Origin of the sequence: Thermogemmatispora aurantia, from assembly GCF_008974285.1 — a bacterium.
Classification (GTDB): Bacteria; Chloroflexota; Ktedonobacteria; order Ktedonobacterales; family Ktedonobacteraceae; genus Thermogemmatispora; species Thermogemmatispora aurantia.
The window spans coordinates 98,754-125,697 of the sequence record NZ_BKZV01000006.1 but is presented as its reverse complement, the minus strand read 5'-3'; the positions used below and the strand labels follow the sequence as shown (position 1 = coordinate 125,697).

At 59.8% G+C, this 26,944-nt stretch carries 20 protein-coding genes; 15 read left to right on the top strand and 5 right to left on the bottom strand.

The features are described 5' to 3' along the window. Nucleotides 1-24 precede the first annotated feature (24 nt). Nucleotides 25-3,516 carry a WD40 domain-containing protein gene (locus KTAU_RS17725; protein WP_151729624.1) on the top strand — a complete coding sequence of 1,164 codons (3,492 nt, stop codon included), beginning with the start codon at nucleotides 25-27 and terminating at the stop codon, nucleotides 3,514-3,516. 21 nt (nucleotides 3,517-3,537) lie between these two features. Here KTAU_RS17725 and KTAU_RS17720 read toward each other — a convergent pair whose 3' ends face one another. Beyond that, a complete protein-coding gene (locus KTAU_RS17720) occupies nucleotides 3,538-5,166 on the bottom strand; it encodes a class I adenylate-forming enzyme family protein (protein WP_151729623.1) in 1,629 nt (542 codons plus the stop codon). A 444-nt stretch (nucleotides 5,167-5,610) separates the two neighbouring features. Here KTAU_RS17720 and KTAU_RS17715 point away from each other — a divergent pair, with 444 nt between their 5' ends. From KTAU_RS17715 to KTAU_RS22195, 12 genes are all read left to right on the top strand, one after another. After that, nucleotides 5,611-6,276 (top strand): Rv0361 family membrane protein, encoded by a 666-nt coding sequence (locus KTAU_RS17715; protein ID WP_151729622.1) that lies wholly within the window; start codon nucleotides 5,611-5,613, stop codon nucleotides 6,274-6,276. Between the two features lie 96 nt (nucleotides 6,277-6,372). Further along, nucleotides 6,373-8,427, top strand: coding sequence for a TIR domain-containing protein (locus tag KTAU_RS17710; RefSeq protein ID WP_151729621.1), 2,055 nt, complete (start codon nucleotides 6,373-6,375; stop codon nucleotides 8,425-8,427). Nucleotides 8,428-9,048: 621 nt separating this feature from the next. Further along, nucleotides 9,049-9,978 carry a class I SAM-dependent methyltransferase gene (locus KTAU_RS17705; RefSeq protein WP_151729620.1) on the top strand — a complete coding sequence of 310 codons (930 nt, stop codon included), beginning with the start codon at nucleotides 9,049-9,051 and terminating at the stop codon, nucleotides 9,976-9,978. 83 nt (nucleotides 9,979-10,061) lie between these two features. After that, complete coding sequence (locus tag KTAU_RS17700) at nucleotides 10,062-11,003, top strand: class I SAM-dependent methyltransferase (RefSeq protein WP_151729619.1); 942 nt, start codon at nucleotides 10,062-10,064, stop codon at nucleotides 11,001-11,003. Between the two features lie 79 nt (nucleotides 11,004-11,082). Then, the gene (locus KTAU_RS17695; protein WP_170293407.1) at nucleotides 11,083-12,015 is read left to right on the top strand and encodes a class I SAM-dependent methyltransferase; all 933 of its coding nucleotides are present in this window, start codon (nucleotides 11,083-11,085) and stop codon (nucleotides 12,013-12,015) included. A gap of 65 nt (nucleotides 12,016-12,080) precedes the next feature. Next, nucleotides 12,081-13,013, top strand: coding sequence for a class I SAM-dependent methyltransferase (locus tag KTAU_RS17690; RefSeq protein WP_170293406.1), 933 nt, complete (start codon nucleotides 12,081-12,083; stop codon nucleotides 13,011-13,013). A gap of 47 nt (nucleotides 13,014-13,060) precedes the next feature. Continuing rightward, on the top strand, nucleotides 13,061-13,999 hold the full coding sequence (locus tag KTAU_RS17685) for a class I SAM-dependent methyltransferase (protein ID WP_151729616.1): 939 nt from the start codon (nucleotides 13,061-13,063) through the stop codon (nucleotides 13,997-13,999). Between the two features lie 109 nt (nucleotides 14,000-14,108). Then, nucleotides 14,109-15,047, top strand: coding sequence for a class I SAM-dependent methyltransferase (locus KTAU_RS17680; protein WP_170293405.1), 939 nt, complete (start codon nucleotides 14,109-14,111; stop codon nucleotides 15,045-15,047). Between the two features lie 72 nt (nucleotides 15,048-15,119). Then, complete coding sequence (locus tag KTAU_RS17675; RefSeq protein WP_151729614.1) at nucleotides 15,120-16,061, top strand: class I SAM-dependent methyltransferase; 942 nt, start codon at nucleotides 15,120-15,122, stop codon at nucleotides 16,059-16,061. A gap of 109 nt (nucleotides 16,062-16,170) precedes the next feature. Next, nucleotides 16,171-17,121: a class I SAM-dependent methyltransferase gene (locus KTAU_RS17670; protein ID WP_170293404.1), complete on the top strand. Its 951-nt coding sequence runs from the start codon at nucleotides 16,171-16,173 to the stop codon at nucleotides 17,119-17,121. Nucleotides 17,122-17,603: 482 nt separating this feature from the next. Continuing rightward, nucleotides 17,604-18,551, top strand: a complete 948-nt coding sequence (locus tag KTAU_RS17665) for a class I SAM-dependent methyltransferase (protein ID WP_151729612.1) — start codon at nucleotides 17,604-17,606, stop codon at nucleotides 18,549-18,551. A 1,247-nt stretch (nucleotides 18,552-19,798) separates the two neighbouring features. Continuing rightward, on the top strand, nucleotides 19,799-19,927 hold the full coding sequence (locus tag KTAU_RS22195; protein ID WP_265576328.1) for a hypothetical protein: 129 nt from the start codon (nucleotides 19,799-19,801) through the stop codon (nucleotides 19,925-19,927). 74 nt (nucleotides 19,928-20,001) lie between these two features. Here the strand turns inward: KTAU_RS22195 and KTAU_RS17660 are convergent, their stop codons facing one another. Continuing rightward, nucleotides 20,002-22,686: a tetratricopeptide repeat protein gene (locus KTAU_RS17660; RefSeq protein ID WP_151729611.1), complete on the bottom strand. Its 2,685-nt coding sequence runs from the start codon at nucleotides 22,684-22,686 to the stop codon at nucleotides 20,002-20,004. Between the two features lie 507 nt (nucleotides 22,687-23,193). Between KTAU_RS17660 and KTAU_RS17655 the strand changes: the two genes are divergently transcribed. Beyond that, the gene (locus KTAU_RS17655) at nucleotides 23,194-23,694 is read left to right on the top strand and encodes a hypothetical protein (RefSeq protein ID WP_151729610.1); all 501 of its coding nucleotides are present in this window, start codon (nucleotides 23,194-23,196) and stop codon (nucleotides 23,692-23,694) included. A gap of 328 nt (nucleotides 23,695-24,022) precedes the next feature. On the opposite strand, the gene KTAU_RS17650 is transcribed toward KTAU_RS17655, so the two are convergent. Next, complete coding sequence (locus KTAU_RS17650) at nucleotides 24,023-24,511, bottom strand: NUDIX hydrolase (RefSeq protein WP_151729609.1); 489 nt, start codon at nucleotides 24,509-24,511, stop codon at nucleotides 24,023-24,025. 132 nt (nucleotides 24,512-24,643) lie between these two features. Beyond that, nucleotides 24,644-25,234, bottom strand: a complete 591-nt coding sequence (locus KTAU_RS17645; protein WP_151729608.1) for a hypothetical protein — start codon at nucleotides 25,232-25,234, stop codon at nucleotides 24,644-24,646. A gap of 523 nt (nucleotides 25,235-25,757) precedes the next feature. On the opposite strand from KTAU_RS17645, the gene KTAU_RS17640 reads away from it, so the two are divergent. Continuing rightward, nucleotides 25,758-26,444 carry a sigma-70 RNA polymerase sigma factor region 4 domain-containing protein gene (locus KTAU_RS17640; protein ID WP_151729607.1) on the top strand — a complete coding sequence of 229 codons (687 nt, stop codon included), beginning with the start codon at nucleotides 25,758-25,760 and terminating at the stop codon, nucleotides 26,442-26,444. Between the two features lie 284 nt (nucleotides 26,445-26,728). Here KTAU_RS17640 and KTAU_RS17635 read toward each other — a convergent pair whose 3' ends face one another. Next, nucleotides 26,729-26,926 carry a hypothetical protein gene (locus tag KTAU_RS17635; RefSeq protein ID WP_052890818.1) on the bottom strand — a complete coding sequence of 66 codons (198 nt, stop codon included), beginning with the start codon at nucleotides 26,924-26,926 and terminating at the stop codon, nucleotides 26,729-26,731. Nucleotides 26,927-26,944: the final 18 nt, after the last annotated feature.

The window sequence follows — 26,944 nt, the reverse complement described above, 5'->3', positions numbered from 1 at the left end:
TTTGAGACGAGAGGGGAACTTGCCATGCTTCGAATCACATTTCCTCAGCAGCTCAGGCGTGAGCGACAGCGTCGGGGCTGGTCACAGGAGGATCTCGCCGCGCTTATCGGTTCGGATAAGAAGACAGTGCAGCGTTGGGAGACCGGCGATGGTCTGCCTCGTCCCGCTCTGTTGCGTAAGCTGTGCGAGGTGCTGGAGAAGAGTCCTGAAGAGCTAGGGCTTGTCGAGCAGCCCCGCACGCAGTGGGGAGCGAAACCTGCCTCTGTCCACTTCTTCGGTCGTACGCAAGAGCTACAGACGTTGCGCCAGTGGTTTGCAGAATGCCGCCTGATTGCGGTCTGTGGCCTCGGGGGCATCGGGAAGACGACGCTTGTTGCGCGCCTGGTTGAGCAGGTGGAAGCTGAGATTGAGTATGGCTACTGGTGCTCGTTGCGCAGTGCACCGCCGCTGAGTCAGGTGCTGAAGGACTGGTTGCTCTTCTTTTCCAATCAGCAGCTGAGTACCCCACCTGCTTCAGTGGAGGAGCAGCTCTCGCTCTTGATGGAGCTGCTACGCCAGAGTCGCTGTTTGTTGGTGCTCGATAATTTCGATGCCCTCCTGCAAAGTGGTCAGCGGGCCGGCGCCTATCGCCCCGAGTACGAGGTCTACGGTCGCTTATTAGAGCGCCTGGGCAGTGAGGCCCATCAAAGTGTGATTCTGGTGACGAGCCGCGAGAAGTTGCGCGAGGTTGAGCGTTTGAAGGGCCAGAGCAGTCCGGTGCGCTCACTGACCTTGCAGGGTCTCAGTGGTGAGGCCGGGCGAGCTATTCTTGAGGAAAAGGGCATCTCTGGCAGCGCAGAAGAGGTGGCCAGTTTGTTACGCCGCTATGGGGGGAATCCTCTGGCACTGCGCCTGGTGGCGGAGACGATCCGCGAGTTGTTCGCTGGCCAGATTGCGGCCTTCCTTGCCGAAAACCGGGCCGCCTTCGGCGATATTCGTGAGGTATTGGAGGAGCAGCTCCGGCGTTTGGCGCCGCGCGAACATGAGGTGCTCTCGTGGTTGGCGATTGAGCAGGAGGCGGTTACCCTGGAAGAGCTGCGAGCTGATCTGCTGCGACCAGAGGCTCAGCGAGAGCTGATCGAGACGCTGGATTCGTTGCGCCGCCGTTCGCTGATCGAGGTTCATGAGCAAGGGCAGTTTACTCTGCAACCGGTGATCATGGAACATATCCAGGATGAGCTGGTGCGCCGCGCCTGTCAAGATTGCTTGCAGGAGACGTTCCTGACCTGGGAACAGTTTGCTTTTGTGAAAGCGCAGGCACGTGCCTATGTGCGTGAGAGCCAGGTGCGCATGCTCCTGGCGCCGCTGGCCGAGATGGTGTGTAGCGAGCTGGGCCAGACGGCTCTTAAGGAGCGGTTCAAGCGAGCGCTCGAACGAGAGCGGCTGGCGCACTACCCGCATGGTGGCTATCTTGCTGGCAACGTGCTTCAGCTGCTGATTTACCTCCAGTGGGATCTGCGCGAGTTCGATTTCTCAAGGCTGACGATCCGCCAGGCTTACCTGCAACGAGCACGCTTGCAGGAGGTGAATTTTGCCTTCGCGCATTTCGTGGCGACGGTTTTTCAGAGTACCCTGACCAACGTTCTGGCCAGCGCTTTTAGCCCCGACGGGCAGCAGCTGGCTGTGGGGACGGCAAGCGGCGAGATCCGTCTGTATGATGGCGATTGCGAGCATTTGCTCCAGCAGCTGGAAGGCCATGCTGATGGGGTCTGGGCCCTGGCTTTTACTCATGACGGGCGACGGCTGGTCAGCGGTAGCGATGACCGGACGCTGCGTCTCTGGGACCTGGAGACTGGTCGCTGTCTGAGTGTGCTGGAGGGGCATACGAATCGGGTGCGGGCCCTGGCGCTCAGTCCTGACGGTCGCCTGTTGGTGAGCGGCAGCGATGATCAGACTTTGCGCCTCTGGGATCTGGAAACCGGGCAGTGCCTGCGCACGCTGGAGGGGCATCAGGGGCGCATCTGGGCGGTCGCGTTGAGTTCTGATGGCCAGTGGCTGGCTAGCGGCGACGGCGCGGGCACGCTGCGGATCTGGCACCTGCCAGGCTGGGAGCAGCCTCTGCATATAATGCAGGGACACCACGATCAGGTACGTTCGCTGGCTTTTGGGGCGGCTGGAACGTTACTGGCTAGCGGCAGCGACGACGGCACGGTGCGCTTGTGGGAGGTAGCGAGCGGGGCGGAACGGGCCATCTTGCGAGGCCATGCGAATCGTGTCTGGACGGTGGCCTTTAGTCCTGATGGCCAGTGGCTGGCCAGCGGTAGTGAGGACACGACCGTTCGCCTCTGGCGGACGCAGACGGGAGAGCAGGTTGCTACGCTGACGGGCCATACTCATGGCGTCCGTACGGTCAGCTTCCACCCTGAGAGCAGGCGGTCCTGGCTGGTGAGCGGCGGTGATGATCAGACGATCTGTCTATGGGACTGGGCGAAGAGACATGTGCTGACACGTCTGCATGGCTATACGCGCCGCATTCGGTCGCTGGCTTTCGATCCTGTGGGCCACTGGTTAGCGGCAGCCTATGAGGGGGAAGGAATCGCGATCTGGGACTGGAGCAGCGGACACCTGTTGCGGCTACTCCACAAGTCGCGGCATGAACCACTGAGTCTGGCTTTCAGTCCCGACGGGCAATGGCTGGCCAGTGGCGGGCAGGATGAGGTAATCTGGCTCTGGTCGATGCCCGATGGCCAGGTGCAACGACAATTCGTCGGTCATCGCGACTGGGTGCATAGTCTGGCCTTCAGCCCCGACGGCCACTGGTTGGCCAGCGGCAGCGAGGATGAGATTGTGCGCCTGTGGGATCTGGCTAGCGGCCAGATGGTGCATGAGCTGCGAGCCGGCTGCTGGATTCGGGCTTTGGCCTTCAGGCCGGGAGACGAGGCGGGCCGTTGCCTGCTCGTCAGCGGGGGCGACGATACACTTTTGCGCCTCTGGGACGTCAATAGCGGCAGCTGCGTGCGTACGCTGATGGGCCACAGCCGCCCGGTGCGCGCGCTGGCTTTCAGCCCCGATGGTCGCTTGCTAGCCAGCGGCGCTGAGGATAGCCAGGTGCTGCTTTGGGAGATCGAGGGCGAGGCCCGCCCGCAACGTCTCCAGGGCCATCGCGGGCGGGTGCGCTGCCTTGCTTTTAGCGGCGATGGTCAGTGGCTGGCAAGTAGCGGCGATGATCTGAGGCTCTGCCTCTGGCAGCGCAATGGCAGGCTGCACCATGTGCTAAGGAGTGGTCACGAGTATATGGTGCGCGCCCTGGGCTTTGCCCCGGCTGAGGCAGGTTCTCTGCTTGCCAGCGGCGGCAACGAGGGAGAGATCCGCCTCTGGGAGGCCACAACTGGGCGCCTGGAGCGCATTCTTAGCCTGCCGCGCCCCTATGAAGGGATGAACATCCAGGGAGTGCAGGGCCTGAGTGCCTTGGAGAAACAGGCCCTGCTCGCGCTGGGCGCTGTTGAAAGCTCTCGCTTGGAGACCACGCCCAGCTAACTGAGCTGACCCGCTGGCGCTCTAAACAATGGGTCCCTCGGTGTTGGTGAGGCGACGCGCACGCTCACGCTCTTTGAGCTGGCGGCGCAGGATCTTGCCCGAGGGCACGCGCGGTATAGCCTCGATGAATTCCACCCGATGCAGCTTTTTGTAGCCCGCTACCTTGCTGTTGACAAAGGCCATCAGCTCCTCGGGCGTGGCCGTTTGGCCGGGGCGGAGGACAACAAAGGCCTTGGGGATCTCTCCGGCTTCAGGATCATCGACCCCAATGACGGCAGCATCGAGAACAGCAGGATGCTCCAGCAGGACGGCTTCGATCTCGGCAGGGGCAATGCTGAAGGCTTTGTACTTGATCATCTCTTTCTTGCGATCAACGATATAGAGGTAGCCGTCAGCATCGATGTGGCCGATATCACCGGTGTAGAGCCAGCCGTTGCGCAGGACACGTGCCGTCTCAGCCGGATCTTTCCAGTAACCAAGCATGACCTGGGGGCCGCGCACGACGATCTCGCCGTCCTCACCGACAGGCAGCTCGTGCTCTCCAGTCTCAATATCGACGATTTTCTGTTCAGTGTCGTAGACCGGTAGGCCGCCGCTGGCCGGGCGAATGCGCGCGGGATCAAGCGGGGAGAAGTGGGTATCGGGCGAGGTTTCGGTCAGGCCATAAGCCTGAATGACGTTGATGCCGGTACGCTCATGAAGCCGGGTGGCCAGCTCGGGCGCTAAGGGGGCAGCAGCAGACATCAGGTATTTGACTGTTCTTAGCCTGGCAAGCTGCTCGTCGCTGGTATTGAGGAGCGCCTGGACAATCGGCGGAACGGCAAAGAACCAGGTGACGGCCTGCTGTTCGCAGAGGGCCAGAGCCGTATCCAGTTCGAAGCGTTCCATGAGGATCTGCCTGCCGCCGGCGATGAGAAAGGTACCAGTCAGCAGGACGCCATAGATATGGTAGAGGGGGAGAAAGATCAGGGTGGCATCGGCAGGCGAGAGGTTGGCCGCGGTCACCACCTGGAGATGATTGCAGACTAGATTGCGGTGTGAGAGCATGACACCGCGTGGCAGGCCGGTGGTGCCCGATGAATAGGGGAGAGCCAGCAGGTCATCGGGGGCAATGCCAACAGGCTCAGGACGCCGCGGCGAGGATTCGCGCAGCAGACGAGCGAAGGGGACAGCCTGCGGCAGCGCTTCAGGCACCTGCGACCCGGTGACGACGATATGGCGCAGCGCCGGGAAGGTCTGCCCCTGCAGGACGCTTATGAGTATGGGGACAAGCTCACGCTGGACAAGGATGGCGCGCGCATCGCTGTTCTCTAGCTGGTAGGCGATTTCCCGCTCCTTGTAAGAGGGGTTCATCGGACTGATGACGGCCCCGATGGAGGAGGCTGCCAGGAAGGCAATAGTGTATTCGGGACGGTTGAAGGTGAAGAGACAGATGATGTCCCCTTTGCCCAGACCCAGCGCACGCAAGCCGTTGGCCAGGCTATTGGTCATGGCGATGACTTCACTGTAAGTCAGGCTGAGGTTGTGGTAGATAATGGCGGGTCGCTCGGGTTGCCGCTCCGCGGCGGCGCGGACGAGGGTGTCATAGGGAACTTCGGGATAGCCCAACGGCGGGCGAAAGAGTTCGGGAGCAATCTGCTTGTCGACCATGCCTGAAGTCCTTTCTTCAAAGGCCCAAAGAACGTCGCTCCATTGCTTATGAGCATAACTTGCCCGCCAGTGCCGGTCAAGAGAGACCTTGCTCTCCTTCGGCGGGCGCTAATTTTGACTATCAGCGGGGCTTTCTCTCTCTCGACAAGGCTGTGAGAGAAGCAGCCAACCGACGTTTCCGATGACACGACTGAGGTGGCGTTGCCAAGCGTAGCAGAGAGGAGGACCTGGAGAGGGAATAGACCTACCTGGCTGGGCTGATCTGGCAAGAGATCCAATGACCCAATTTTTATCTACAGCTCCGTTCTTCCTAGTAAGGGAGGGCAGAGCAGTCCCATCATCCTAAAGAGTCTGCAGGGTTTCTACTGATGTTCGCTGGCCATGAAGAGTAAGGGAGCTGGCATCAGCAACTCACGCTATTTGTTTGTGAGGGATTGAGCAGCGATGAGCTACGATCCACATCAGCCCTATAGCAGCTATGGGCCAGAGGGCAGAGAAGAGGCTACTCCTCCGCCACCTCTGCGGGGAGATTACGAACCGACGCAATACGCTGGCCCTACACAGTACGGCTTACCCTATGATACGCCTCCACCGCCTCCGCCAGCTGGGTCAGTCAGGGTGACTGTCAATAGTAGTCAGTATGGAGTGCAGTATGGACTGCCACCCCAACCACCACGCCGCTCTTTACGCTGGCTCTGGATCACACTGGCCATCGTGGCAGGCGTGGTGATACTGGCCTGCGGTAGCTGTGTCCTGGTGGGCGTTATTGCCGCTCTCACGGTCAACCCCGATTCGACGGTGAATGACTACTATTCGGCGATCCAACAGCAAAACTACAGCGAGGCCTACTCTTATCTGGAAGTCGATACGCTGGCGATTCAGGGGCAGCAGATCTCCCCAACGGAGAGCGGCTTCGCGCTGGTCGCCCAGGTTATCGATCAACAGGCTGGGCCTGTGATCAGCTATTCGATCACAAGCAGCAGTACCAACGGCGATACGGCAACAGTTGTTGTCCATGTCACTCGTTCCAGCGGCGTGGCTTATGATGTGCATCTGCAGCTGACGAAGATCAATAGTGAGTGGAAAATTACCCAGCTAGATAATATATAATCCTGGTCAGCCGCACGCTTAAGGCAGGCCAGCATAGCCACGAGCGCGCACCTCAGCATCGGCAACGGAGAGACGCGAGGAGAGAGTCGGTTATCTATGGATAGAACGGAGCAGCCTGACCGTGAAGCCAATGTCATTGTTTTTATAATCTGTGCTCGCGAGGATTATCGCCTCCTCTATTCGCTCCTCCCATTAATGGACTACTTGGAGGTCTTGCCAGGAATCGTTCTCCGCACATCCACAGATCTGCGGGCTGGTGCTCACATGGCAGCGGAGTTACGTTGGCATATCGAGTCCGCCGATGTGCTCCTGCTGCTGATCAGCCCCGACCTGCTGGCATCGCCAACCTATGAAAGAGCCATCTCGCGAGGATTAGAGCGCGCGCAACGGGGTGAGTTACAGCTGATCCCCATTCTTGCCCGGCCTACCCCGCTTGAGGGAACACCGCTCGCTTCTTTGCAACTGCTCCCACGCAATGGGCGCGCGCTGAGCGAAGAAATCGCCAGAGAGCGGGCGCTACAGCAAATCGTTCATGAGGTCCTCCTGATCTGCAGAGAGCTTCGGAATCGGCGACGCATTTCGCCCTCCTCACCGGCTGCCTCTTCGGAGAGCAGGACACGCGGACTGACAGCACCAGGGCTGCCTCCCACGAGCTACCGCCTGGATGAGGTCTTCAAGCGTACGGGGCTGCCCACAGTGACCTTTGTGCCGCCTTCCATCTTCGAGCCCCTGAAGCTGGCACTTGTTGAGCCGGGGCGCGGCGTGGTCATCGAGGGGCCTTCGGGCATCGGCAAGACCACGGCGGTGCAAAAAGCTGTCCAGCAACTTGGAGAGGAGGAGATAGCTAGAGCAGAGCGACCGACGATCACTCTCCTGAGTGCCCGTGCGCCCGCTGACCGCGAACGGCTCCGTACTCTCTCGCAGTGGCATCGCGGTGTGGTGATTATCGACGATTTCCATCGCCTGGAGCCTGGCTTGCGTCAGGAGCTGGTGGACTATCTGAAGCTACTGGCGGATATCCAGCCCGAAGATCGCAAGCTTGTCATTATCGGCATTCCCGGCACGGGCCAGAGCTTCATCAGCTCCGCCTCTTTCGATATGGCTATGCGCTTCGATCGCTTCAAGATGGGCCACGCCAGCGATGAGGAGATTTTGCAATTGATCAGGCAGGGAGAGCAGGCTCTCAATGTGATTTTTGAGTGTAAGGAGGATATTCTCCGTCTGGTTGACGGTAGCTTTATTCTGGCTCAATTTCTCTGCTACTATCTTTGCATGCAAAATAATATTATTCAGACGCAGCCATCACCAGTTGCTATTCGGCATCACCTTGCTACGGCTGTTCAGGATGTGATGGAAACGCTGGAGAGAAAATTTGACCTTGCCATCAAGCAATTCGCCGTTGCAGGCGGGCCTTACGATCAAACCAGTCTTTCTCTACTGGAAGAGCTAAGCCAGAGCCGTGAGGGAGTGCTCTGGCTTTCACTTTTACAGCAGCAGGAGCCAGGTCACGCCCACGACCTGGAGCGCTTTTTCAAAGAAAGCTGGCCTCAAGCCATCGCCTCCTATCCCGATCTGGCGTATCATCTCTTCTGTGATCCCACAGTTGGCGTGCTGCTGGCGGAAGATCCGACCCTTATTTTCTATCTACGCCACTGCAATTTGGAGCAGCTGGCTCGTAAGGTCGGCAAACGCCCTGCACCACGCAGACAGCAAATCTTTATCTGCTATGCTCGTCAAGATAAGCGGTGGCTGAAGCGTCTGCGTAGCCATCTGGCTCCTCTTGAACAGAAGGGAGTGTTCGATGTCTGGGACGATACGCTGATCAGCGCAGGCAGTCGCTGGGAGCAGACGCTGGAGGATGCCATCTTGCGCGCGGGCGTGGCCATTGTTCTGGTCAGCGCTACGCTTTTGGCGTCCGACTTTATTATGACCAATCAGTTGCCGAAGCTCTTGGAGAGGGCCCGCCTGGCTGGCACCTTGATTATCCCTATCATTGTCAGCCCCTGCCTCTTCGAAGAGAGCGGGCTGCAGAGCTTCGAACCTGCTAACGACCCACAGAAGCCGCTTGCTACTCTGCCTCCTGCGACCCAGGAGCAAACGCTTGTAAGCATTGCTCGTCGCATTAGAGTTGCGGTGACTGAACAGCCATAGTGGTCCCCAGTGGCTCTGCTAGACTGGCTATAAAGCAGACGCTGGCTCATCCTCCTGTTATTGTTTTCCGCTCTACTGCTCACGACCACTCGCCCATCAGTTGAGGCCGTCCTTTCCGCGACTCCCGCCTCTGGCAACGGTGCATTAAAAATCCATTAAAATAGACCGTGTCCACCATTTTCATTATATTCAAATTGACAGATGACATTCATCTTTTCTAAACTCTAAGCGAAGGAGCCGCACCGGTCAAGGCCGTCCGTTTTCGGCAAGAGCAAGCGATATCTATGGCCACACCGGCTTTATTGGGAGCGTGGGCGTCTCTGTGGAGAGGCAACTCTCTCTGGTGCCAGACTATCAAATTCTCAGATATGGCTCAGGTCAGGCAGCAAGCTATAGGCGGGACCAGGCAAATCACGCATGATTCTCCCCCGAGTAGCAGAGCCTGGCTTCTCTTTTTTCAGCAGTGGTACACGAGCTGTCCTTGATCGACAGTAACGCAGAGGGTCAGAGGAATCTCTTCAATTGCTTGGCCTGTTTCATAGAGAGCTATCACTGTTACTCTTACGCCAGCGATTAAGAGCAGATTTCAGGAGTGCCTTGAAGAAGAAAGGAGTCTGTTTCATGCCCTGGTGGTTCTTCCGCCGCCACTCTCGGAATACCACCCCTGCTAGCACCTCTGCCCAGCCCTCTTCCGGCTGGCAGCCCGGTGAGGTCGCTCTCCCTCGCCTGCAGGGGTCCCGCCGCTACCTGCACGATCAGCCCTATCTGCTCCCCAAGGACCTGGGCGAGGTCAACCGCCTCGACTTCCAGCATTATGTCTTGCGCGCCATCCTGCGCGGCAATTATCTGGCTCCCATTGGGCAGCCGCGCCGCATTCTCGACGTCGGCTGCGGCACCGGCCAGTGGGCCTTCGAACTCGCCCAGCAGTTCCCCCAGGCCGAGGTCATCGGCCTCGACCTCGAACTGGTCAAAGCCTCTGCTTCCCCCCCGCCCAACTATCGCTTCGTCCAGGGAGATATCCTCCACGGCCTCCCCTTCGACGACAACTCTTTCGACTTCGTCCATCAACGCCTGCTCGTGCTGGCTATTCCCCAAGCAGCCTGGCCGGCGGCTGTTCAGGAGCTGGCTCGGGTCACCGCTCCCGGCGGCTGGATCGAACTCGTCGAGACAAGCATCCATATCAGCAACCTTACTCCCTCTGGGCCAGCCAATCAGCAAGTGGCATCTCTCATCGGTCAGCTCGCTGCTCTGCGAGGCTTGGATAGCGAGGGCCTCGTCGCACGTTCCCTCGATCACTATCTGGCCCAGGCTCGTCTGCACCAGATCCAATGTCGTCCCATCAAGATCCCTGTAGGCGAATGGGGGGGCCGCATCGGCTCTCTACTCGCTCTTGACTTCCGCACGATGTGGACAGCAATCAGTGCCCCGCTGGCGGCTCGCTTCCAGATCCCTGAGCAGGATGTGCTCCAACTCATTGACAGGGCCTGCCAGGAGTGGAATGAGCTGCATTCCTGCTGCTCTTTCACGGTGGCTTACGGTCAGAAGCCTTGACCCGCTGACGCTGCCTGCCCGCAGCGCTCAGCTTCTCGGCTACCTCTACCTCTCACCAACAACAGAGAAAGGAGGTCTTGCTCATGCCCTGGTGGTTCTTTCGACGCCGCTCTCGTGGTTCTCTCTCCGCAGCTCACGCTGCCGACCCCGTCCAGCCCTCTTCCGGCTGGCACTTGGGCGAGGTCGCTCTCCCTCGCCTGCAGGGGTCCCGCCGCTACCTGCAGGAACAGCCCTATCTGCTCCCCAAGGACCTGGGCGAGGTCAACCGCCTCGACTTCCAGCATTATGTCTTGCGCGCCGCCCTGCACAGCAATTATCTGGCTCCCATTGGGCAGCCGCGCCGCATTCTCGACGTCGGCTGCGGCACCGGCCAGTGGGCCTTCGAACTCGCCCAGCAGTTCCCCCAGGCCGAGGTCATCGGCCTCGACCTCGAACTGGTCAAAGCCTCTGCTTCCCCCCCGCCCAACTATCGCTTCGTCCAGGGAGATATCCTCCACGGCCTCCCCTTCGACGACAACTCTTTCGACTTCGTCCATCAACGCCTGCTCGTGCTGGCTATTCCCCAAGCAGCCTGGCCGGCGGCTGTTCAGGAGCTGGCTCGGGTCACCGCTCCCGGCGGCTGGATCGAACTCCTGGAAGTCGGCACCGCTCTGCAGGACTACCTGCCCTCTGGACCCGCTACCCAAGAATTCTATCAGCTCGGGTCCCAGCTCGCTGCTTTGCGGGGTATCGATACCGATGGCACCGTTATGCGCTCGTTAGCCCGCTACCTGGAGGAAGCCGGCCTTGTCAATATTCACTACCAGGCCCTTGACGTCCCTCTGGGCGAATGGGGGGGACGCATCGGCTCCTTGATGGCCCTGGACCTACGTGAAGTCTGGAAGGCCATCAGCGCCCCCATTGCCGCCCGCTTCGGCAGGTCTGAGCAGGAAGTGCTTGCCCTCATCGAGCAAGCCCATCGCGAATGGAACTCGTTCCATACTTCCTGTCATTTCGCCGTCGCCTATGGCCAGAAGCCGATCTAGCCTTAAGAACCTGGCCAGAGCTTTCTTTCTTCAGTCTTCCGCGATAAGGACCATCTTTGTTACGAGGAGGATCATGCTCATGCCCTGGTGGTTCTTCCGCCGCCACTCTCGGAATACCACCCCTGCTAGCACCTCTGCCCAGCCCTCTTCCGGCTGGCAGCCCGGTGAGGTCGCTCTCCCTCGCCTGCAGGGGTCCCGCCGCTACCTGCAGGAACAGCCCTATCTGCTCCCCAAGGACCTGGGCGAGGCCAACCGCCTCGATTTCCAGCACTACGCCCTCCGCGCCGCCCTGCGCGGCAATTATCTGGCTCCCATTGGGCAGCCGCGCCGCATCCTCGATGTCGGCTGCGGCACCGGCCAGTGGGCCTTCGAACTCGCCCAGCAGTTCCCCCAGGCCGAGGTCATCGGCCTCGACCTCGAACTGGTCAAGGCCACTACTCCTCCCTCTAACTACCGTTTCATCCAGGGAGACATTCTGCAAGGCCTCCCCTTCGACAACAACTCCTTCGACTTCGTCCATCAACGCCTGCTCTTCCTGGCCATTCCGCTGGCTGCATGGCCGGGCGTCGTCCAGGAACTCGCCCGTGTCACCTCCCCCGGCGGCTGGGTCGAACTCGTCGAGACTGGCACCGCTCTACAGGACTGGCTCCCCTGCGGCCCAGCCACCCAAGAATTCTGGCGACTTGCCGCTCAACTCGCTGCCCTACGAGGAATAGATACCGATGATGTACCGCACTCCCTAGCCCGCTACCTGGAGGAAGCCGGCCTTGTCAACATCCACTATCAGCCCTTCTCCGTTCCCCTGGGCGAATGGGGGGGACGCATCGGCTCCCTGATGGCTCTGGACCTACGCGAAGCCTGCAAGGCCATCAGTGCCCCTATCGCGGCCCGCTTCGGGCGCTCTGAACAAGATGTATTGCGGCTGATCGAACGGGCCAGCCAGGAGTGGAATGAGTTCCGAACAAAATGGCCTTTTGCCATCGCCTATGGCCAGAAACCCTTGACGCATTGAGACCGCCTGCGCTCAGGCTTTCTGCTTCTCGACTGCCCAATCGACTAGCAAGGAGGATCATGCTCATGCCCTGGTGGTTCTTCCGCCGCCACTCTCGCAACACCGCTCGCACAGCGACCTCGGCCCTGCCCTCTCCCGGCTGGCAGCCGGGAGAGATCGCTCTCCCTCGCCTGCAGGGACCGCGTCGCTACCTGCAGGAACAGCCCTATCTGCTCCCCAAGGATCTGGGCGAGGTCAACCGCCTCGACTTCCAGCATTACATCTTGCGCGCCATCCTGCACGGCAATTATCTGGCCCCCATCCAGCAGCCGCGCCGCATCCTCGACGTCGGCTGCGGCACCGGCCAGTGGGCCTTCGAACTCGCCCAGCAGTTCCCCCAGGCCGAGGTCGTCGGCCTCGACCTCGAACTGGTCAAAGCCTCTGCTTCCCCCCCGCCCAACTATCGCTTCGTCCAGGGAGATATCCTCCACGGCCTCCCCTTCGACAACGACTCCTTCGACTTCGTCCATCAACGCCTGCTTTTCCTGGCGATTCCCCAAGCAGCCTGGCCGGCGGCTGTTCAGGAGCTGGCTCGGGTCACCGCTCCCGGCGGCTGGGTCGAACTCGTCGAAGCCAGTATTGCGCCAAAAGATCTCACTCCCTCGGGTCCTGTTACTCAGCGACTCTTCGCTTTGGGAGGGCAATTAGCCGCTCTGCGAGGCATCGATAGCGAAGGAGTGGTAGCCCGTTCACTGAACTACTATCTCTCAGAAACTGGTCTCGTCAACATTGAGCGCCGTCAGATCGAAGTTCCGGTTGGTGAATGGGGTGGACGTCTCGGCTCTTTAATGGCACTGAACTTCCGGGAAGGGGCGAAAGCACTCAGCGCTCCAATAGCTCATCGATTCGCTAGAACAGAGCAGGAGGTTGCCACAGACATTGAAGAAATGCTGCAAGAATTCAATAGGTATCACACGAAATACAGCTACATTATTGCTTATGGTCAGAAGGCGTACTAACCAGTCTAAATAGAGCCATTCGACAAGACTAGAAGGAGCCATGTTCCATGCCCTGGTGGTTCTTCCGCCGCCACTCTCGCAACACCGCTCGCACAGCGACCTCGGCCCAGCCCTCTTCCGGCTGGCACTTGGGCGAGGTCGCTCTCCCTCGCCTGCAGGGGTCCCGCCGCTATCTGCAGGAACAGCCCTACGCGCTTCCCAAGGACCTGGGCGAGGCCAACCGCCTCGACTTCCAGCATTACATCTTGCGCGCCATCCTGCACGGCAATTATCTGGCTCCCATCCAGCAGCCGCGCCGCATCCTCGACGTCGGCTGCGGCACCGGCCAGTGGGCCTTCGAACTCGCCCAGCAGTTCCCCCAGGCCGAGGTCATCGGCCTCGACCTCGAACTGGTCAAAGCCTCTGCTTCCCCCCCGCCCAACTATCGCTTCGTCCAGGGAGATATCCTCCACGGCCTCCCCTTCGACAACGACTCCTTCGACTTCGTCCATCAACGCCTGCTCGTGCTGGCTATTCCTCTGGCAGCCTGGCCCAGCGCCGTCCGGGAACTCGCCCGTATCACCGCCCCAGGTGGCTGGGTCGAACTCGTCGAGTCGAGTACTGGCATGCAAGATTTCATGCCCTCTGGACCTGCTACACAGGAACTGTGGCGCCTTGGAGGACAGCTCGTCTCTCTACGCGGCCTCGACAGCGATGGAATCGTTATGCGCTCCCTGGGCGACTATCTAGAGCAAGCTGGCCTTGGCAATATCCGCTATCAGCTGATTGAGGCTCCCTTGGGCACATGGGGAGGGCGTATCGGTTCTCTATTGGCCCTTGACCTGCGTGAAATTGGCAAGGCTATGAGCGCGCCTATTGCCGCTCGCTTTGGGACTCCAGAGCAGGAGGTTTTTGAGCTTATTCAGCAGGCTGAGAAGGAGTGGAATCAGTACAAAACTCGCTTTCGTTTCGCTGTGGCCTATGGCCAGAAGCCTGTTCGGCCCTGACCTGATGCCTGAGCCGAAGTGCGGTTCCCTGCTCCCATTTGCAGATCCGCACTCCCTGCTCTGCCAGAGCAATAGCTCCCATACTTTCGCTCACAAGGAGGTCTTGCTCATGCCCTGGTGGTTCTTCCGCCGCCACTCTCGCAACACCGCTCGCACAGCGACCTCTGCCCAGCCCTCTTCCGGCTGGCAGCCTGGAGAGATCGCTCTCCCTCGCCTGCAGGGACCGCGTCGCTACCTGCAGGAACAGCCCTATCTGCTCCCCAAGGACCTGGGCGAGGTCAACCGCCTCGACTTCCAGCATTACGTCTTGCGCGCCATCCTGCACGGCAATTATCTGGCCCCCATCCAGCAGCCGCGCCGCATCCTCGACGTCGGCTGCGGCACCGGCCAGTGGGCCTTCGAACTCGCCCAGCAGTTCCCCCAGGCCGAGGTCATCGGCCTCGACCTCGAACTGGTCAAAGCCTCTGCTTCCCCTCCGCCCAACTATCGCTTCGTCCAGGGGGATATCCTCCACGGCCTCCCCTTCGACAACGACTCCTTCGACTTCGTCCATCAACGCCTGCTTTTCCTGGCGATTCCCCAAGCAGCCTGGCCGGCGGCTGTTCAGGAGCTGGCTCGGGTCACCGCTCCCGGCGGCTGGATCGAACTCGTTGAATCGAGCCCGGCACCGCAGGATCTCACGCCTTCTGGCCCCGCTACACAGGAATTTTGCAGGCTTGGAGGAGCACTGGCAGCTCTGCGTGGGTTAGATGCGGAGGGTATTGTACTACGCTCCCTGGCTCACTACCTGGAAAAGGCCGGCCTCGCTAACGTCCACTACCATCCGTTCGACGTTCCTCTCGGCAAGTGGGGCGGACGTCTCGGCTCCTTGATGGCCATGAATCTACATGAAGCATGGAAGGCAATTAGCGCTCCCACCGCTGCTCGTTTCAGCAGATCCGAGCAGGAGATCCTGCAGCTGATCGAGCAGGCCAGCCAGGAATGGAACGAGTTCCAGACACAGCTACACTTTGCGGTAGCCTACGGCCAGAAGCCTTTTACTCGATGATCAGATCCAATCAAGCGTCTCGCCTTATCGTTGGCCCATCTAAGGCCCACTGACAGCAAGGAGGTCTTGCTCATGCCCTGGTGGTTCTTCCGCCGCCACTCTCGGAATACCACCCCTGCTAGCACCTCTGCCCAGCCCTCTTCCGGCTGGCAGCCTGGAGAGATCGCCCTGCCTCGCCTGCAGGGACCGCGTCGCTACCTGCACGATCAGCCCTATCTGCTCCCCAAGGACCTGGGCGAGGTCAACCGCCTCGACTTCCAGCACTACGTCTTGCGCGCCATCCTGCGCGGCAACTACCTGGCCCCCATCCAGCAGCCGCGCCGCATCCTCGACGTCGGCTGCGGCACCGGCCAGTGGGCCTTCGAACTCGCCCAGCAGTTCCCCCAGGCCGAGGTCGTCGGCCTCGACCTCGAACTGGTCAAAGCCCCTGCTTCCCCTCCGCCCAACTATCGCTTCGTCCAGGGGGATATCCTCCACGGCCTCCCCTTCGACAACGACTCCTTCGACTTCGTCCATCAGCGCCTGCTCGTGCTGGCTATTCCTCTGGCAGCCTGGCCCAGCGCCGTCCGGGAACTCGCCCGTATCACCGCCCCAGGTGGCTGGGTCGAACTGGTGGAAGTGAGCATTCATATCAGCGACCTTATCAGCCCAGCGGGCCCAGCTAATGAGCAGTTCGTATCGCTGCTGGGACAGCTCTCCGCCCTGCGCGGGATCGACAGCGAAGGGATGGTCATGCGCTCCTTAGACCAATATTTGGTTCAGGCTGGCCTCATCAATATCCAGCGTCATTCCATCCAGGTCCCTATCGGCGACTGGGCCGGACACATCGGTGCCTTGTCCGCTCTTGACATTCGCGAGGGCTGGAAGGCGATCAGCGCGCCGCTGGCGGCACGTTTCCATCTCCCTGAGCAGGACATTCTCCAGCTCATCGACAGAGCCGGCCAGGAATGGAACGAACTCCACTCCTGCGGCACCTTCACTGTGGCCTATGGCCAGAAGCCTGTTCGGCCCTGACCTGATGCCTGAGCCGAAGTGCGGTTCCCTGCTCCCATTTGCAGATCCGCACTCCCTGCTCTGCCAGAGCAATAGCTCCCATACTTTCGCTCACAAGGAGGTCTTGCTCATGCCCTGGTGGTTCTTCCGCCGCCGCCGTGCGACCAACGTTTCCGTCAATGCTAGCGCTGCCGAACCGTCTGTAGCCCGTCCGGCTTCCGATGAGGCTGCCCCGCTGTCCTTTTCGGCTGCCCATCGCTATCTGGACGAGCCGCCCTATCTGCTCCCCAAGGACCTGGGCGAGGCCAACCGCCTCGACTTCCAGCACTACGTCTTGCGCGCCATCCTGCGCGGCAACTACCTGGCCCCCATCCAGCAGCCGCGCCGCATCCTCGACGTCGGCTGCGGCACCGGCCAGTGGGCCTTCGAACTCGCCCAGCAGTTCCCCCAGGCCGAGGTCGTTGGCCTTGATCTGGAGCCGACCAGTGCCAAAGCCATCACTCCACCAGCTAACTATCGCTTTGTCCAGGGCGACGCCCTCAAGGGCCTCCCTTTTGAAGATGAGACCTTCGACTTCGTTCACCAGCGTTTTCTCTGGCTGGCTATCCCATTGAGGGCCTGGCCGGGTCTCGTCCAGGAGCTGGCTCGCCTCACCGCTCCTGGCGGCTGGGTCGAACTCGTCGAGTTTGGCACAGGAACCGCTGACTTTACCCCCGCTGGTCCTGCCACACAGCGATATCTACACCTGGCAGGGCAGCTGGCAGCTCTGCGCGGTCTTGACACTGAGGGAGTGATCATGCGTTCTCTCGACCGCTATCTGCGCGATGCCGGACTGGTCAGCGTGCAGTCTCAATCCTTCGAGGTACCACTGGGCCAGTGGGGAGGACGTCTTGGTTCCTTGCTAGCGCTCGACTTCCGCGAGAGTTCAAAGGGACTCAGCGGCGCTATAGCCGCTCGCTTCCAGATCTCAGAGCAGGAAGTCCTTGATCTGATTGAAGCAGCAGTAGGAGAGTTCGATGAATTCCATACTTGCTACCGGCTTGCCGTCGCTTATGGGAACAAGCCACCAACCACTACCTAGACTCACGCTCATGAGATTGCCGCAGGAGCTGGCTGGCCCCGTCCCTCCCTGGTGGTTGGGCCAGATTCCTCGCAGAAGGCCCAGTATGAGGCTTAGGCTCTCGATCGAATAGCGACTGCAAGGTCTCACGCCTCCCTTAGCGCGCCTTCACTTCAGCGGAAAGAGGTCTTGCCGTCACTCACTAGCAGCTTCTTGCCCTTCCCGGGAGCGAGTCAGGGGACATTACCGCTTCTTGACCGCCTTCGCCCTGGGAGAAGTCCGAGAGATCATCAGTGTGGCCGAGCAGCCCGTTTCAGCAGATCTGAGCAGGAAGTGCTAGCCATCATTGACCATGCCTGTCAGGTCTGAAACCAGCTTCGAACACGCTGTTACTTCGCTGTGACCTATGGGCCAAGCCCATTCACGCGATGAACAAGGCGTTGCCTAATGCTGTACTATTTAGCTCGTATGAGGATTAACTTGCCCGCAAGGAGGAATGTCTCATGCCCTGGTGGTTCTTTCGCCAGCGCCGCGTGACAAACGCTTCCGTCACTCCTGCTGATTCGGTTCAGCCTACGCCTCGTCCCACAGCTAGCGAGGCGCCCCAGACAGGTTCATTGGCCTCGCGCCGCTATCTTGACGAGCAACCTTATCTGCTCCCTAAAGACCTGGGGGAGGTCAATCGCCTCGATTTCCAACATTACGTTCTGCGCTCCGCGCTGCGCGGCAACTATTTAGCACCCATCATCCAACCCCGCCGCATTCTCGACGTTGGCTGCGGCACCGGCCAGTGGGCCATTGAACTCGCCCAGCAGTTCCCCCAGGCCGAGGTCATTGGCCTCGATCTGGAGCCAGCTAGAGCCAAAGCCACCACTCCACCAGCTAACTATCGCTTTGTCCAGGGCGACGCCCTCAAGGGCCTCCCTTTTGAAGATGAGACCTTCGATTTCGTCCATCAACGCCTGCTCGTGCTGGCTATTCCTCTCGCGGCCTGGCCGAATGTTGTGCGAGAACTCGTGCGCGTCACCGTCCCCGGCGGCTGGGTCGAGTTGGTCGAGGCGGGCACCCATGTCAGTCATTTCAATCCAGCCGGACCAGCTACCCAGCAATTTCTCTACCTCATGGGCCAGCTAGGTGCCCTCCGTGGCCTCGACAACGAGGGTGGGGTCCTCCGCTCCCTGGACTCTTTCCTGCATCAGGCCGGGCTGATCCAGGTCAACCGCCAGGATATCGATATTCCACTTGGTGATTGGGGCGGGCGCGTCGGTTCTTTACTCTCACTGGATCTGCGCGAGGCCGGTAAGGCAATCAGCTCTCTCATCGCAGCTCGCTTCCAGATGGAGCAGCAAGAAGTCCTCGCCCTCATCGAACAGGCAGGCCAGGAGTGGAATACGCTGCAGACGCGCTACCACGTCGTCGCCGCTTATGGCCAGAAACCGTATCAAGGTTGAGCAGAGGGTCCTCCCCGCTTCACAGCGATGCTAGTGCCCAATTCAGTAATGCAACCACCCGGGTCTGGGTAAGGACCATCTCCTCCGGGACCGCACCCTTTTGCTTCCTTCCCTGGCTCCTCCCGTTCAGCCTGGCAAGCTGAAAGAGCGGGTAGCGATGGCCAGGCTGTCTTCTTCAAGATTCTTCGTGAAGGAGATAGTACTTTCGATGGATTCCTTGGAGGAGATCCTGAAGGTTGGCGAATCATCGGGTAATCTTCCCGAGTGTGAGAGATGTGCGTATCGGGAAAACGGTACGCCAGGTTGCCAGGAAGGACTGAGCGGCCCGGATCTATCGGTGGGGAGGAGAAAGGCCGCTCGTGCTGGTCAGTCGGGGCCCGCTATCCAGGGTGCAGGGCTGATAGCTCTGCCCCACCCGCTCAGGATAGCCGGCCCGTCCAGACCAGAGTACCTTGAACAAGATCAGACGATTGCATCGTTGTGGCTCAGTTTGCAGGTTGGTCGTCGGTGGCGCGGCGGCTAGCTCTCCTCGCAGGGGGCCTGTCGTCAGTAGTTCGCGCCGCGGTGGTATAAGATCCTCTCCCCATTGGCTCCAGGGGCAGCCAATGGGCAGCCGGGATCAGGTCGGGGTAAAGGGCTGGCCAGTCAGCTGAGCAGGGCGAGCAGACAACGCTGGCCCTCATTCGCAACTGCAACTGCGTTTGCCAGGCCGTCACGTAACCAAAGGGCTGGCCATAAGTCGGTCGGTCGGTCGAGTCGCCTGAACCAGTCGTAAGCCAGTGCATCATTACCACAGAACAGCCCGCCGGTTACGGAAAGTGGTCGCGTCGCGCCTTGATGGCCCAGCAGAGCAGTGGGGCAGTGACAGCCGAGGGGCCGCTACCTTTGCTCGACCCAGTCCCGCTCAGCAGATCCGCTCGCCCGCTCGCCCGCTCGCTCACTCACTCATCGAGCGACAAGCAAGCTTCTCCAGCAGGGCGCCGAGCGCTTGGGAGCTGAGAAGCTGAGCGCCTGGGACGTGGGACGAACCAGGCAGGGCCTGACCGCTAACGCTGCGAGGAGGGCTATCTGCGCGCGCCACCGCCGCCGGCCCGGGCCAGTGCCTGGATCAAGCAGGCCAGTCATAGCTCGCTTACTCACTAGGTACGCCTGTTTGCCATACTCCTCACCTCGCCTTTCGGCGAGGGTTCGCAGTTCACTTTGCCGAGGCTCACTTATTTGATGATTTCGATTGGGGAGGTTTCACAATGCTGAAGAAGAATCTGCGCTGGATCGTTCCACTGGTCGTCCTGCTGGCCGTCGTCGCTCTGGCTCTGACGATTACTCCACTGGCCACCCACGCGGCTAGCCCGAATGTAACCTGGTGGACCTACTAGGCTTCACTCATATCCAAGCTCTTAACAAGGTCAAGGAGTATAAAGAATAGTATTTCTCTCCTTGACCTTTTTTTCTACGGCAGACTATTAAGCCATTCTTTGACTTCCCTACACTTGTGATGCCCAATCAGCTCAAGAACCTTGAGACTTTCTTCGCCTAGCCGCCTCGCATCCTCTTTATTACCCAGAGCAGCATTGGCTCGAGCTAGGCCATAACGGGCTAGGGCGATAGAATCCTGGCTTCCACTAGGAGCAGTAGATAGCATTTCCCAGAAGATCTTTACTGCAATAGTGAATCTCTGCAGTTCTAAATATAGATTGCCATACTCATAAAGCCCACTGCAGGTCAACTGCGGAAGACCAAGCAATTTTGCTTGCGTAATACCCTCAAGAAGATACTCTTCTGACTTTTGATACTGGCCCTGTTTCAGAGCAACAGATCCTAGACTGAGAAGTAGAACTCCTATCCACTCCTTCTGATCGATTTGACGAGCCAGTTCTAAGCCTTCAGTGAAGAATTTCTCTGCTAAGCTATAATCTCCCTGCTCGGCGGCTACATCTCCAAGATTATTCAGCAAGAGACTGATCCATTCACGAAGACCTATTTCTCTTGCTAGAGCCAACCCTTCAAGATAGCATTCCCGTGCTCTAGAGAACCTGCCTTGCTCAAAAGCAGAGGCTCCAAGATTAATTAGAACTGCACAAATACGCTCCCTATCCCTAATCTCCCTGGCTAGAGCCAGTCCCTCCCGTAGATACATATCAGCCTGACCATAATTCCCTTGACGCGCCTCCAGCGCACCCAGGGTCTCCAGCACCTCACAGAGCCGCTCCTTGTTGCCAATCTGGCGTGCTAAACCCAGCCCCTCTTGGAGATACTCTTCAGCCCGAGCATATTCCCCTCTTCGCCACGATACAGTTCCCAAATCCGTCAGGAGCGCACAAATGCGCTCCTGATCGCCCAGGGCGCGGGCCAGCTGCAGCCCCTCCTGATAGTAGCGCTCGGCAGCGGCATAATCGCCCTGGCGCAGCGCGATCTGCCCGCGGTAGAGCAGCACCCCTGTCATCCCGTGCTGATCGCCCAGGGCCTGGGCCGCCGCCTGTGCGCGCTGCAGCCACAGCTCGGCCACCCCATACGAGGCCCGCACCAGCAAGAACGGCGCAAACGTCACCGCCCCGCGCACCAGCTCCACCTGTCGTCCCAGCATATAGGCCGCCTCCAGACCGGCCACAATCACCGCACTCTCCCGCTCCAGCAGCTCGTAATCCGTCCGATGCTCCTCAGCATAATCGATTGCATACTCCATCAGGCGGGCAAAAGGGGCCTGCACCGCCTCCTCACCCTGGGCCTCCAGGCGCGTCCGCGCATAATCCGCAATCACCTGATGCAACAAATAGCGATCGCCGCCATTGCTCTCCAGCAAACCCGCATCCACCAGCGCATCCAACTCATCCGTCGAACAGGCCGCCACCGCCAGGGCCGCCTCCTCTGAAAAGCTCGCCGGCTTCGGCGGAAAAACCGAGAGCGCATACAACGCCGACCGCGCCGCCTGGCTCAGCTGCTCATCCGAGACTGCAATCACCGACTGCAGCGACAGCACCGGCTCGCCTGGCAGACTCGAATGCACCTCCACCGGGCCCCGCGACTCCGTCAAACCCAGCCTCACCCGCGCATCGCTCAGCCGCTGCAGCGCCGCCCGAATACGGCGCACCTGACCTGCATAGCTCTCCTTACGCAAATAATTCCCAATCAACGTCAAGGCCAACGGCAACCCCCCAACCGCCCGCACCAAAACCCGCACGCGCTCCGGCTCCTGCTCCACCGCCGTCGGCGCCAGCAAGCGCAAGAGCTGCACACTATCCTCCTCGCCCAACTCCGTGATCGCCGCCGCCCCCTCCACCGCAAACTCCGTCGCCACATGTGCAAAGCGCGTCGTCAACAAATGAGCGCACTGGGCGCCGCCCACCTTCAACGCCAGCGCCTCCTCAATCCGCCAGGCGTCATCAATGACCAGCAGCATCCGCCGCGGCCCGATTGCCGTACGCAAAGCCCTGGCCCAGGCCTCCAGACTCGTCAACCCGGCCACCTCCGTCGCTGGCAAACCCAACAAAGCCCCCCAGCGACTCAGCAGCCCCGTCATATTGGGACGGGGCCCCAGCGCCGCCCAGAGAATCCCATCCTTGAAATAAGCTCGCACCTCGGGATCATGCGCCAGGGCCACCGCCAGTGAAGTCTTGCCTACCCCAGGCAACCCATTCAACGCGCTCAGAGCCACCGCCTCACCAGCAAAAAGACGCCCCTTAATACGCTGCAGCTCAGCATCGCGTCCCACCAGGCGCACCGGCGGCGGCAAAGGAATCATCGGATCAATAATCGCCTCAGCCTGACGCCCCCCCGTCGCCTCCCCCAGCGGACCAGAGTCAGGGCCACGTTGTAGATCTTGTCCACCCCGTCCCGCTCCACCACCGCCAGTCTCCACCTCCACCCCATCCCCTACTACCTGCGCCCCCCGCCCTGGTGTCTCAGGCCCAGCGGGCGCCAGATCCAGCTCCTCCTCCGTTAACCCGAACAGCCGGCACAGCTTGCGCCGGAAATATGGATTGGGCTTCGTTACCCCGCGCTCCCAACGGCTCACATTGACATGCGTCGTCCCCAGTCGCTCAGCCACCTCCTGCTGCGACCAGCCACGGCTCATGCGAGCCTCCACGAGACGCACGCGGGGCCGCGGTGGCTCCTCCACCGACCGGTTGCTACTCATGGACAGGCCTCCCCCGACGCCCAAAAGAAGAGAACCCCTCGAAATGATAAAGATGTCTAGGGAAATGATAACATAAGTACTTTCTGATGTACATGGTCGCTCGGCATAATAAAGTAAAGAACACGTAGGGAAACGGCGGACGCCCTTTCAGGGACGGGGCGCCCGCCGCCAGGTGAGGCCAATGCCACCCGCCGCAGGACCACGGCGCGTCTCACCCCAGGGACCCTACCATTGACCTCGCCCCCTGCGTGCTCTTCTTCTTTTACTTGACTTGTCACGTGCTCACTCGCTCGCGCGCATTCTGGCGCCGCCCAGCAGCTCGCCAGGCAGCAGGAGCAGGAGCGGATTGTACCCGTAATCATGGCCACCAGCCGTGGCCCAGCGTTTGGCCAGCCACAAGCGCGAAGGATCGCCACCGCCGCATCAGCGGTGCAACGCCACGATCCGCGCGTCTACCGGTCAGGGAGTACTGTCAGTCATATGCAGCAACGAACAAGGAGAATCGCCATGCAAATGATCGCCTGCCGAGAAGAGGCCCGCGTCGCACGTAAACTTGTTCACGATCGCGAGCACATCAAGCACTACACGCTGCATGGCGTGCTCCCAGAAGGGTATGTCCTCGCCCTCAATACGGCCTTTGGCACCCTCTCCTGCCTCACCTATCTCGATAAACAACCAGCGCTGGTGCTCCAGCAGCAGTTCACCAACAATGAGATGAACGTCCTTCGCCCGCTGCTGGACTCCTACCCCTACTACTGCCCGTACGAGGTGCTCTTCGCCCACTTCTATCACGGCGAGGTCACCGAGCGCACCATTGAGCGCTGCCGCGCCAACCTGCTCAAGTCCCTCGAAGACGGCACCTGGGAACAGGCCACGCGCCCTATCCGCAACGTGCTCTCGCGCGTGCGCATCAAGCTGCGCATCTTTGGTATCAATATCGTCTCGATCCTGGAGACTGGCTATATACTCAAAGCGGCCCCGGCGCCGGCTTCAAGCACGGTTGCCTGAGAGGCCCACCAACTCACACGTCCGCAGCAGCGCCAGCCCAATCTGCTGGCTCTCTCCGGGGAGAGAAGAGCGACAAGGCACCAGTCAGGAGAGGAACATCCTCCAGGTGCTCAGCAGATACTTCTCCCTTCTCCCCCGACGACCCGAGGCAGAAGGCTGCTCACCTCGCGTTCGGCCCCCCGCCGGACCGATGGGGAAGGTGAGCAGCCTTCTGTTGGTCTTGGATGGCTCAACTGGCGGTCCGCCACAGCGGGCAGGCAGCAGGTGGAACAAGATACCCCCTTCAGGCCAAGCCGCCGACGGACCACCACCCTACCACTACCCTCACCTAAACCCGCACATAAGACCAGCCCTGCGGCTGACCATTGTGATAAGGCATACAGCCATGAAAAGCCCGCGGATCATCATCGAAAACCATCGACAGGAAGTAGCGATCGCCAGGCCAGAGCGGCAGCCTCTCCAGCTCGGCCAACGGCACCCACACCAGCGTCCCCTCATGGTTGCCAGCATGTGGCTGCCCAGACCAGCGCTCAATGCGGAAAATAAAGCCAAACCAATCCTCGCCGTTCTTGCCAAAACCTGGCCAGGAGATCGTCCCCCGCAGGACCAGCTCTTCCGCCTCCAGACCAGACTCCTCCCGGATCTCACGCCGCATACCGCTCACAATGTCCTCATGCGGCTCCAGCCGTCCGCCCAGGCCATTGTACTTACCAAAATGCAGGTCATCAGGACGCTTGTTGCGCTGAATCATCAGCACCTGCTGGCGATCCGGCGACAGAATATAGCCGAGCGTTGCCAAAACCGGTCGAAACAAGATCAGCTCGCTCCTTTACTAGCAGGCAGAATCCGGACAGCACCCCATCAGACAGTCAGCCGACCAGCCAGCCCCCTCACCTCTACTCCACCGCGGCTGGCCAGGGCTGAACGCCAGCAGCGGCGCCGCCCCGGCTTAGATTCTATCAAGCGAGGCAATCTTCCAACTCCCGCCCAGATCCTTGAAAACCAAATGCGAGTGATAGGCCGCGAGATTGCTACGAGAAATTGTCATGATAATGATCGTAGGACTATTGGCATCAATCTCAGCCGAAAAAGCCGTGACCTTGCCCATCGTCTCATCCAGCGAGCGCGCCGTCTGCACAAAGTGATCCCTGGTCAGGGGCTGAGGACGATCACCCGTGGGATTAATGGTAACATCATTGGCCAGGTAACTATAGGCCCGAGCGTAGTCCTGAGCCTGGACAGCGGCATAAAAGCTTAGAGCCACGCTGACAATCGAGGCCTGCACCGGCCTCGTCGGCACCACCGTCGCCGTAGGCGAAGCCAGAGGAGCTGAGATCGGAGCCGCGGTCGGCGTCGGTCCTTCCCCTCCAACAGGCGCAGAGGCCACAATCTTCGGCCTCACGCCCGACTCCACCGTCGGAGAAGCCTCTCTCCCCGATCCACCAGGCAGGGCCGGCAATGCAGCACTGCCACAACCGCTCAAGAGCACAAGACTCGTCGCCCACCAGAGAAGCACCAGGTACAAGTTCCACCGTCGCATCTCTCTTTCCACCCTTCTTTCCTTCCTTAGACTCACCGAACCAGACCGGCGCTCCCGAGGCCGAGGCTGAGGCCGGGGAACGCCTCACACTTCCAACCATAATACAATTTTCTCACAAAATACTGCTAAAGTACAATAGCTTTCCAAGGCCCGGCTCTCTCAGAGCGTCGAAAGAGAAGAAAAGCGTTATTTCCTGCAGACAGTCCTCGCTTGACAAACTCTTGCACATTCGGTTATTCTCGAAGAAAGTTCTGTCGTTAACTGACCAAATACCAGAGCAGGACCAGGGGCGCCGCTCCGTTCTATTCTTCTCTTCTTTAAACCTGGGGTGAGCACTACCATGCCTATAATGGATGAGCTATTGTATTTTTGAAATGGTTTTTCCGCCAGAAGATCCATAGATGCAGATCTTCTTTTACCGGTAGGTCCTTCCACTCCACAGAACCGGCTAAGCAGAGACTGCTGATTATGGGAATGCATCGTACTATAGGGCTGCTGAGCGAGAACAGCGGGGACAACAAACATGGAAGAGACGCTAAGCGAACTCAACCTCACCGTGCTGGCCAACTACTGCACCCTGGAATTGCAGCGCTCGCGCCGGCACCAACCAGGGGATGAAGGCTATTGCCTGGAGCTATTTCGCCGGGCGGTTGAGCAACAGACCGACCAGGCCTGGACCGTGCTACAGCAATGTCTGAGCGAAACCGTTCGCCTTTGGCTGCGCACCCACCCAGGTATGGGCCAGGCGCTGCAGCATGATTCTGAAGAAAACTATGTCGCTTTGACCTTCAGCCGTTTCTGGCAGGCAGTACAGGAACATCCCCCCGAGTTTCCCAGCCTGAAGGCCGTGCTCAGCTACCTGCATGCCACGCTCCACGGCGTCATTATCGATATGCTGCGCAGCTATCAACGTCGGCAGGAGATCGCCTTGCCTCAACCGGAGACCTCAGTGCTACTCAATGAAGAGGAGGAATTCGGCGACGAAGAAAGAAACTATACCTGGGAATCGATCCAGAGCCTGCTCCCCCATGAGCGCGAGCGGCGCCTCGCCTACTTGCTCTACTATTGTGGCCTGAAACCTCGCGAGATCATCCTGCGCTGCTCCGATGAGTTTAGCGATATCAAGGAAATCTATCGTCTCAATCATAATCTGATCGACCGCCTGCGCCGCAACCGCGAGCGCCTGCGCTGGCTGTTGAGCATCGATTAGGCAGTGCCGGCGTGCCTACCACTGCCCAGCACTCTCTGGGCTCTGGGGCCGGGCCAGGCAGTTCAGGTCCCTTTCACCTCATCAATCCCGCTGTACTGACTGCCCAACCAGGCAGCTCCAGACATGAAAGCGCTACAGAGAAAGAAAGAGACGCGCAGGGTCGGGCGCTCAGCCCTGCGCGTCGGCTGTGTGGCCAGAAGTGGGTGTGGTGTGGCGTCTATGATGGGTGTGAGACGGGCTTCCTCTGTCTCTTCGCTCTATCGCTAGATCGATGAATCTGCGATTTACTCGTCATCCAGGAGGCTCTGCATGATCAGCCCATTCATATCGGAAGAAAATACGTGCTGTCCTCCCATGCAATAATAGAGTACATTTCCACGCTCATCCGTGACCGGAATGGATTCGGTCTCTGGATCAACCAGAATAATTCCTTCTTCATGATCCTCTGAGCAGTGGAGGTACTTGAATTGCTGGATTTTCATAATTTTCTCCCTTTCGTG

What these genes read in the sequence shown, in the direction of transcription:
- KTAU_RS22195 (WP_265576328.1), top strand. Translation starts at nt 19,799, where the DNA reads ATGCTGAAGAAGAATCTGCGCTGGATCGTTCCACTGGTCGTCCTGCTG.
- KTAU_RS17700 (WP_151729619.1), top strand. Translation starts at nt 10,062, where the DNA reads ATGCCCTGGTGGTTCTTTCGACGCCGCTCTCGTGGTTCTCTCTCCGCA.
- KTAU_RS17645 (WP_151729608.1), bottom strand. Translation starts at nt 25,234, where the DNA reads ATGCGACGGTGGAACTTGTACCTGGTGCTTCTCTGGTGGGCGACGAGT.
- KTAU_RS17665 (WP_151729612.1), top strand. Translation starts at nt 17,604, where the DNA reads ATGCCCTGGTGGTTCTTTCGCCAGCGCCGCGTGACAAACGCTTCCGTC.
- KTAU_RS17695 (WP_170293407.1), top strand. Translation starts at nt 11,083, where the DNA reads ATGCCCTGGTGGTTCTTCCGCCGCCACTCTCGGAATACCACCCCTGCT.
- KTAU_RS17655 (WP_151729610.1), top strand. Translation starts at nt 23,194, where the DNA reads ATGCAAATGATCGCCTGCCGAGAAGAGGCCCGCGTCGCACGTAAACTT.
- KTAU_RS17675 (WP_151729614.1), top strand. Translation starts at nt 15,120, where the DNA reads ATGCCCTGGTGGTTCTTCCGCCGCCACTCTCGGAATACCACCCCTGCT.
- KTAU_RS17705 (WP_151729620.1), top strand. Translation starts at nt 9,049, where the DNA reads ATGCCCTGGTGGTTCTTCCGCCGCCACTCTCGGAATACCACCCCTGCT.
- KTAU_RS17725 (WP_151729624.1), top strand. Translation starts at nt 25, where the DNA reads ATGCTTCGAATCACATTTCCTCAGCAGCTCAGGCGTGAGCGACAGCGT.
- KTAU_RS17710 (WP_151729621.1), top strand. Translation starts at nt 6,373, where the DNA reads ATGGATAGAACGGAGCAGCCTGACCGTGAAGCCAATGTCATTGTTTTT.
- KTAU_RS17635 (WP_052890818.1), bottom strand. Translation starts at nt 26,926, where the DNA reads ATGAAAATCCAGCAATTCAAGTACCTCCACTGCTCAGAGGATCATGAA.
- KTAU_RS17640 (WP_151729607.1), top strand. Translation starts at nt 25,758, where the DNA reads ATGGAAGAGACGCTAAGCGAACTCAACCTCACCGTGCTGGCCAACTAC.
- KTAU_RS17720 (WP_151729623.1), bottom strand. Translation starts at nt 5,166, where the DNA reads ATGGTCGACAAGCAGATTGCTCCCGAACTCTTTCGCCCGCCGTTGGGC.
- KTAU_RS17715 (WP_151729622.1), top strand. Translation starts at nt 5,611, where the DNA reads ATGAGCTACGATCCACATCAGCCCTATAGCAGCTATGGGCCAGAGGGC.
- KTAU_RS17690 (WP_170293406.1), top strand. Translation starts at nt 12,081, where the DNA reads ATGCCCTGGTGGTTCTTCCGCCGCCACTCTCGCAACACCGCTCGCACA.
- KTAU_RS17660 (WP_151729611.1), bottom strand. Translation starts at nt 22,686, where the DNA reads ATGAGTAGCAACCGGTCGGTGGAGGAGCCACCGCGGCCCCGCGTGCGT.
- KTAU_RS17685 (WP_151729616.1), top strand. Translation starts at nt 13,061, where the DNA reads ATGCCCTGGTGGTTCTTCCGCCGCCACTCTCGCAACACCGCTCGCACA.
- KTAU_RS17670 (WP_170293404.1), top strand. Translation starts at nt 16,171, where the DNA reads ATGCCCTGGTGGTTCTTCCGCCGCCGCCGTGCGACCAACGTTTCCGTC.
- KTAU_RS17680 (WP_170293405.1), top strand. Translation starts at nt 14,109, where the DNA reads ATGCCCTGGTGGTTCTTCCGCCGCCACTCTCGCAACACCGCTCGCACA.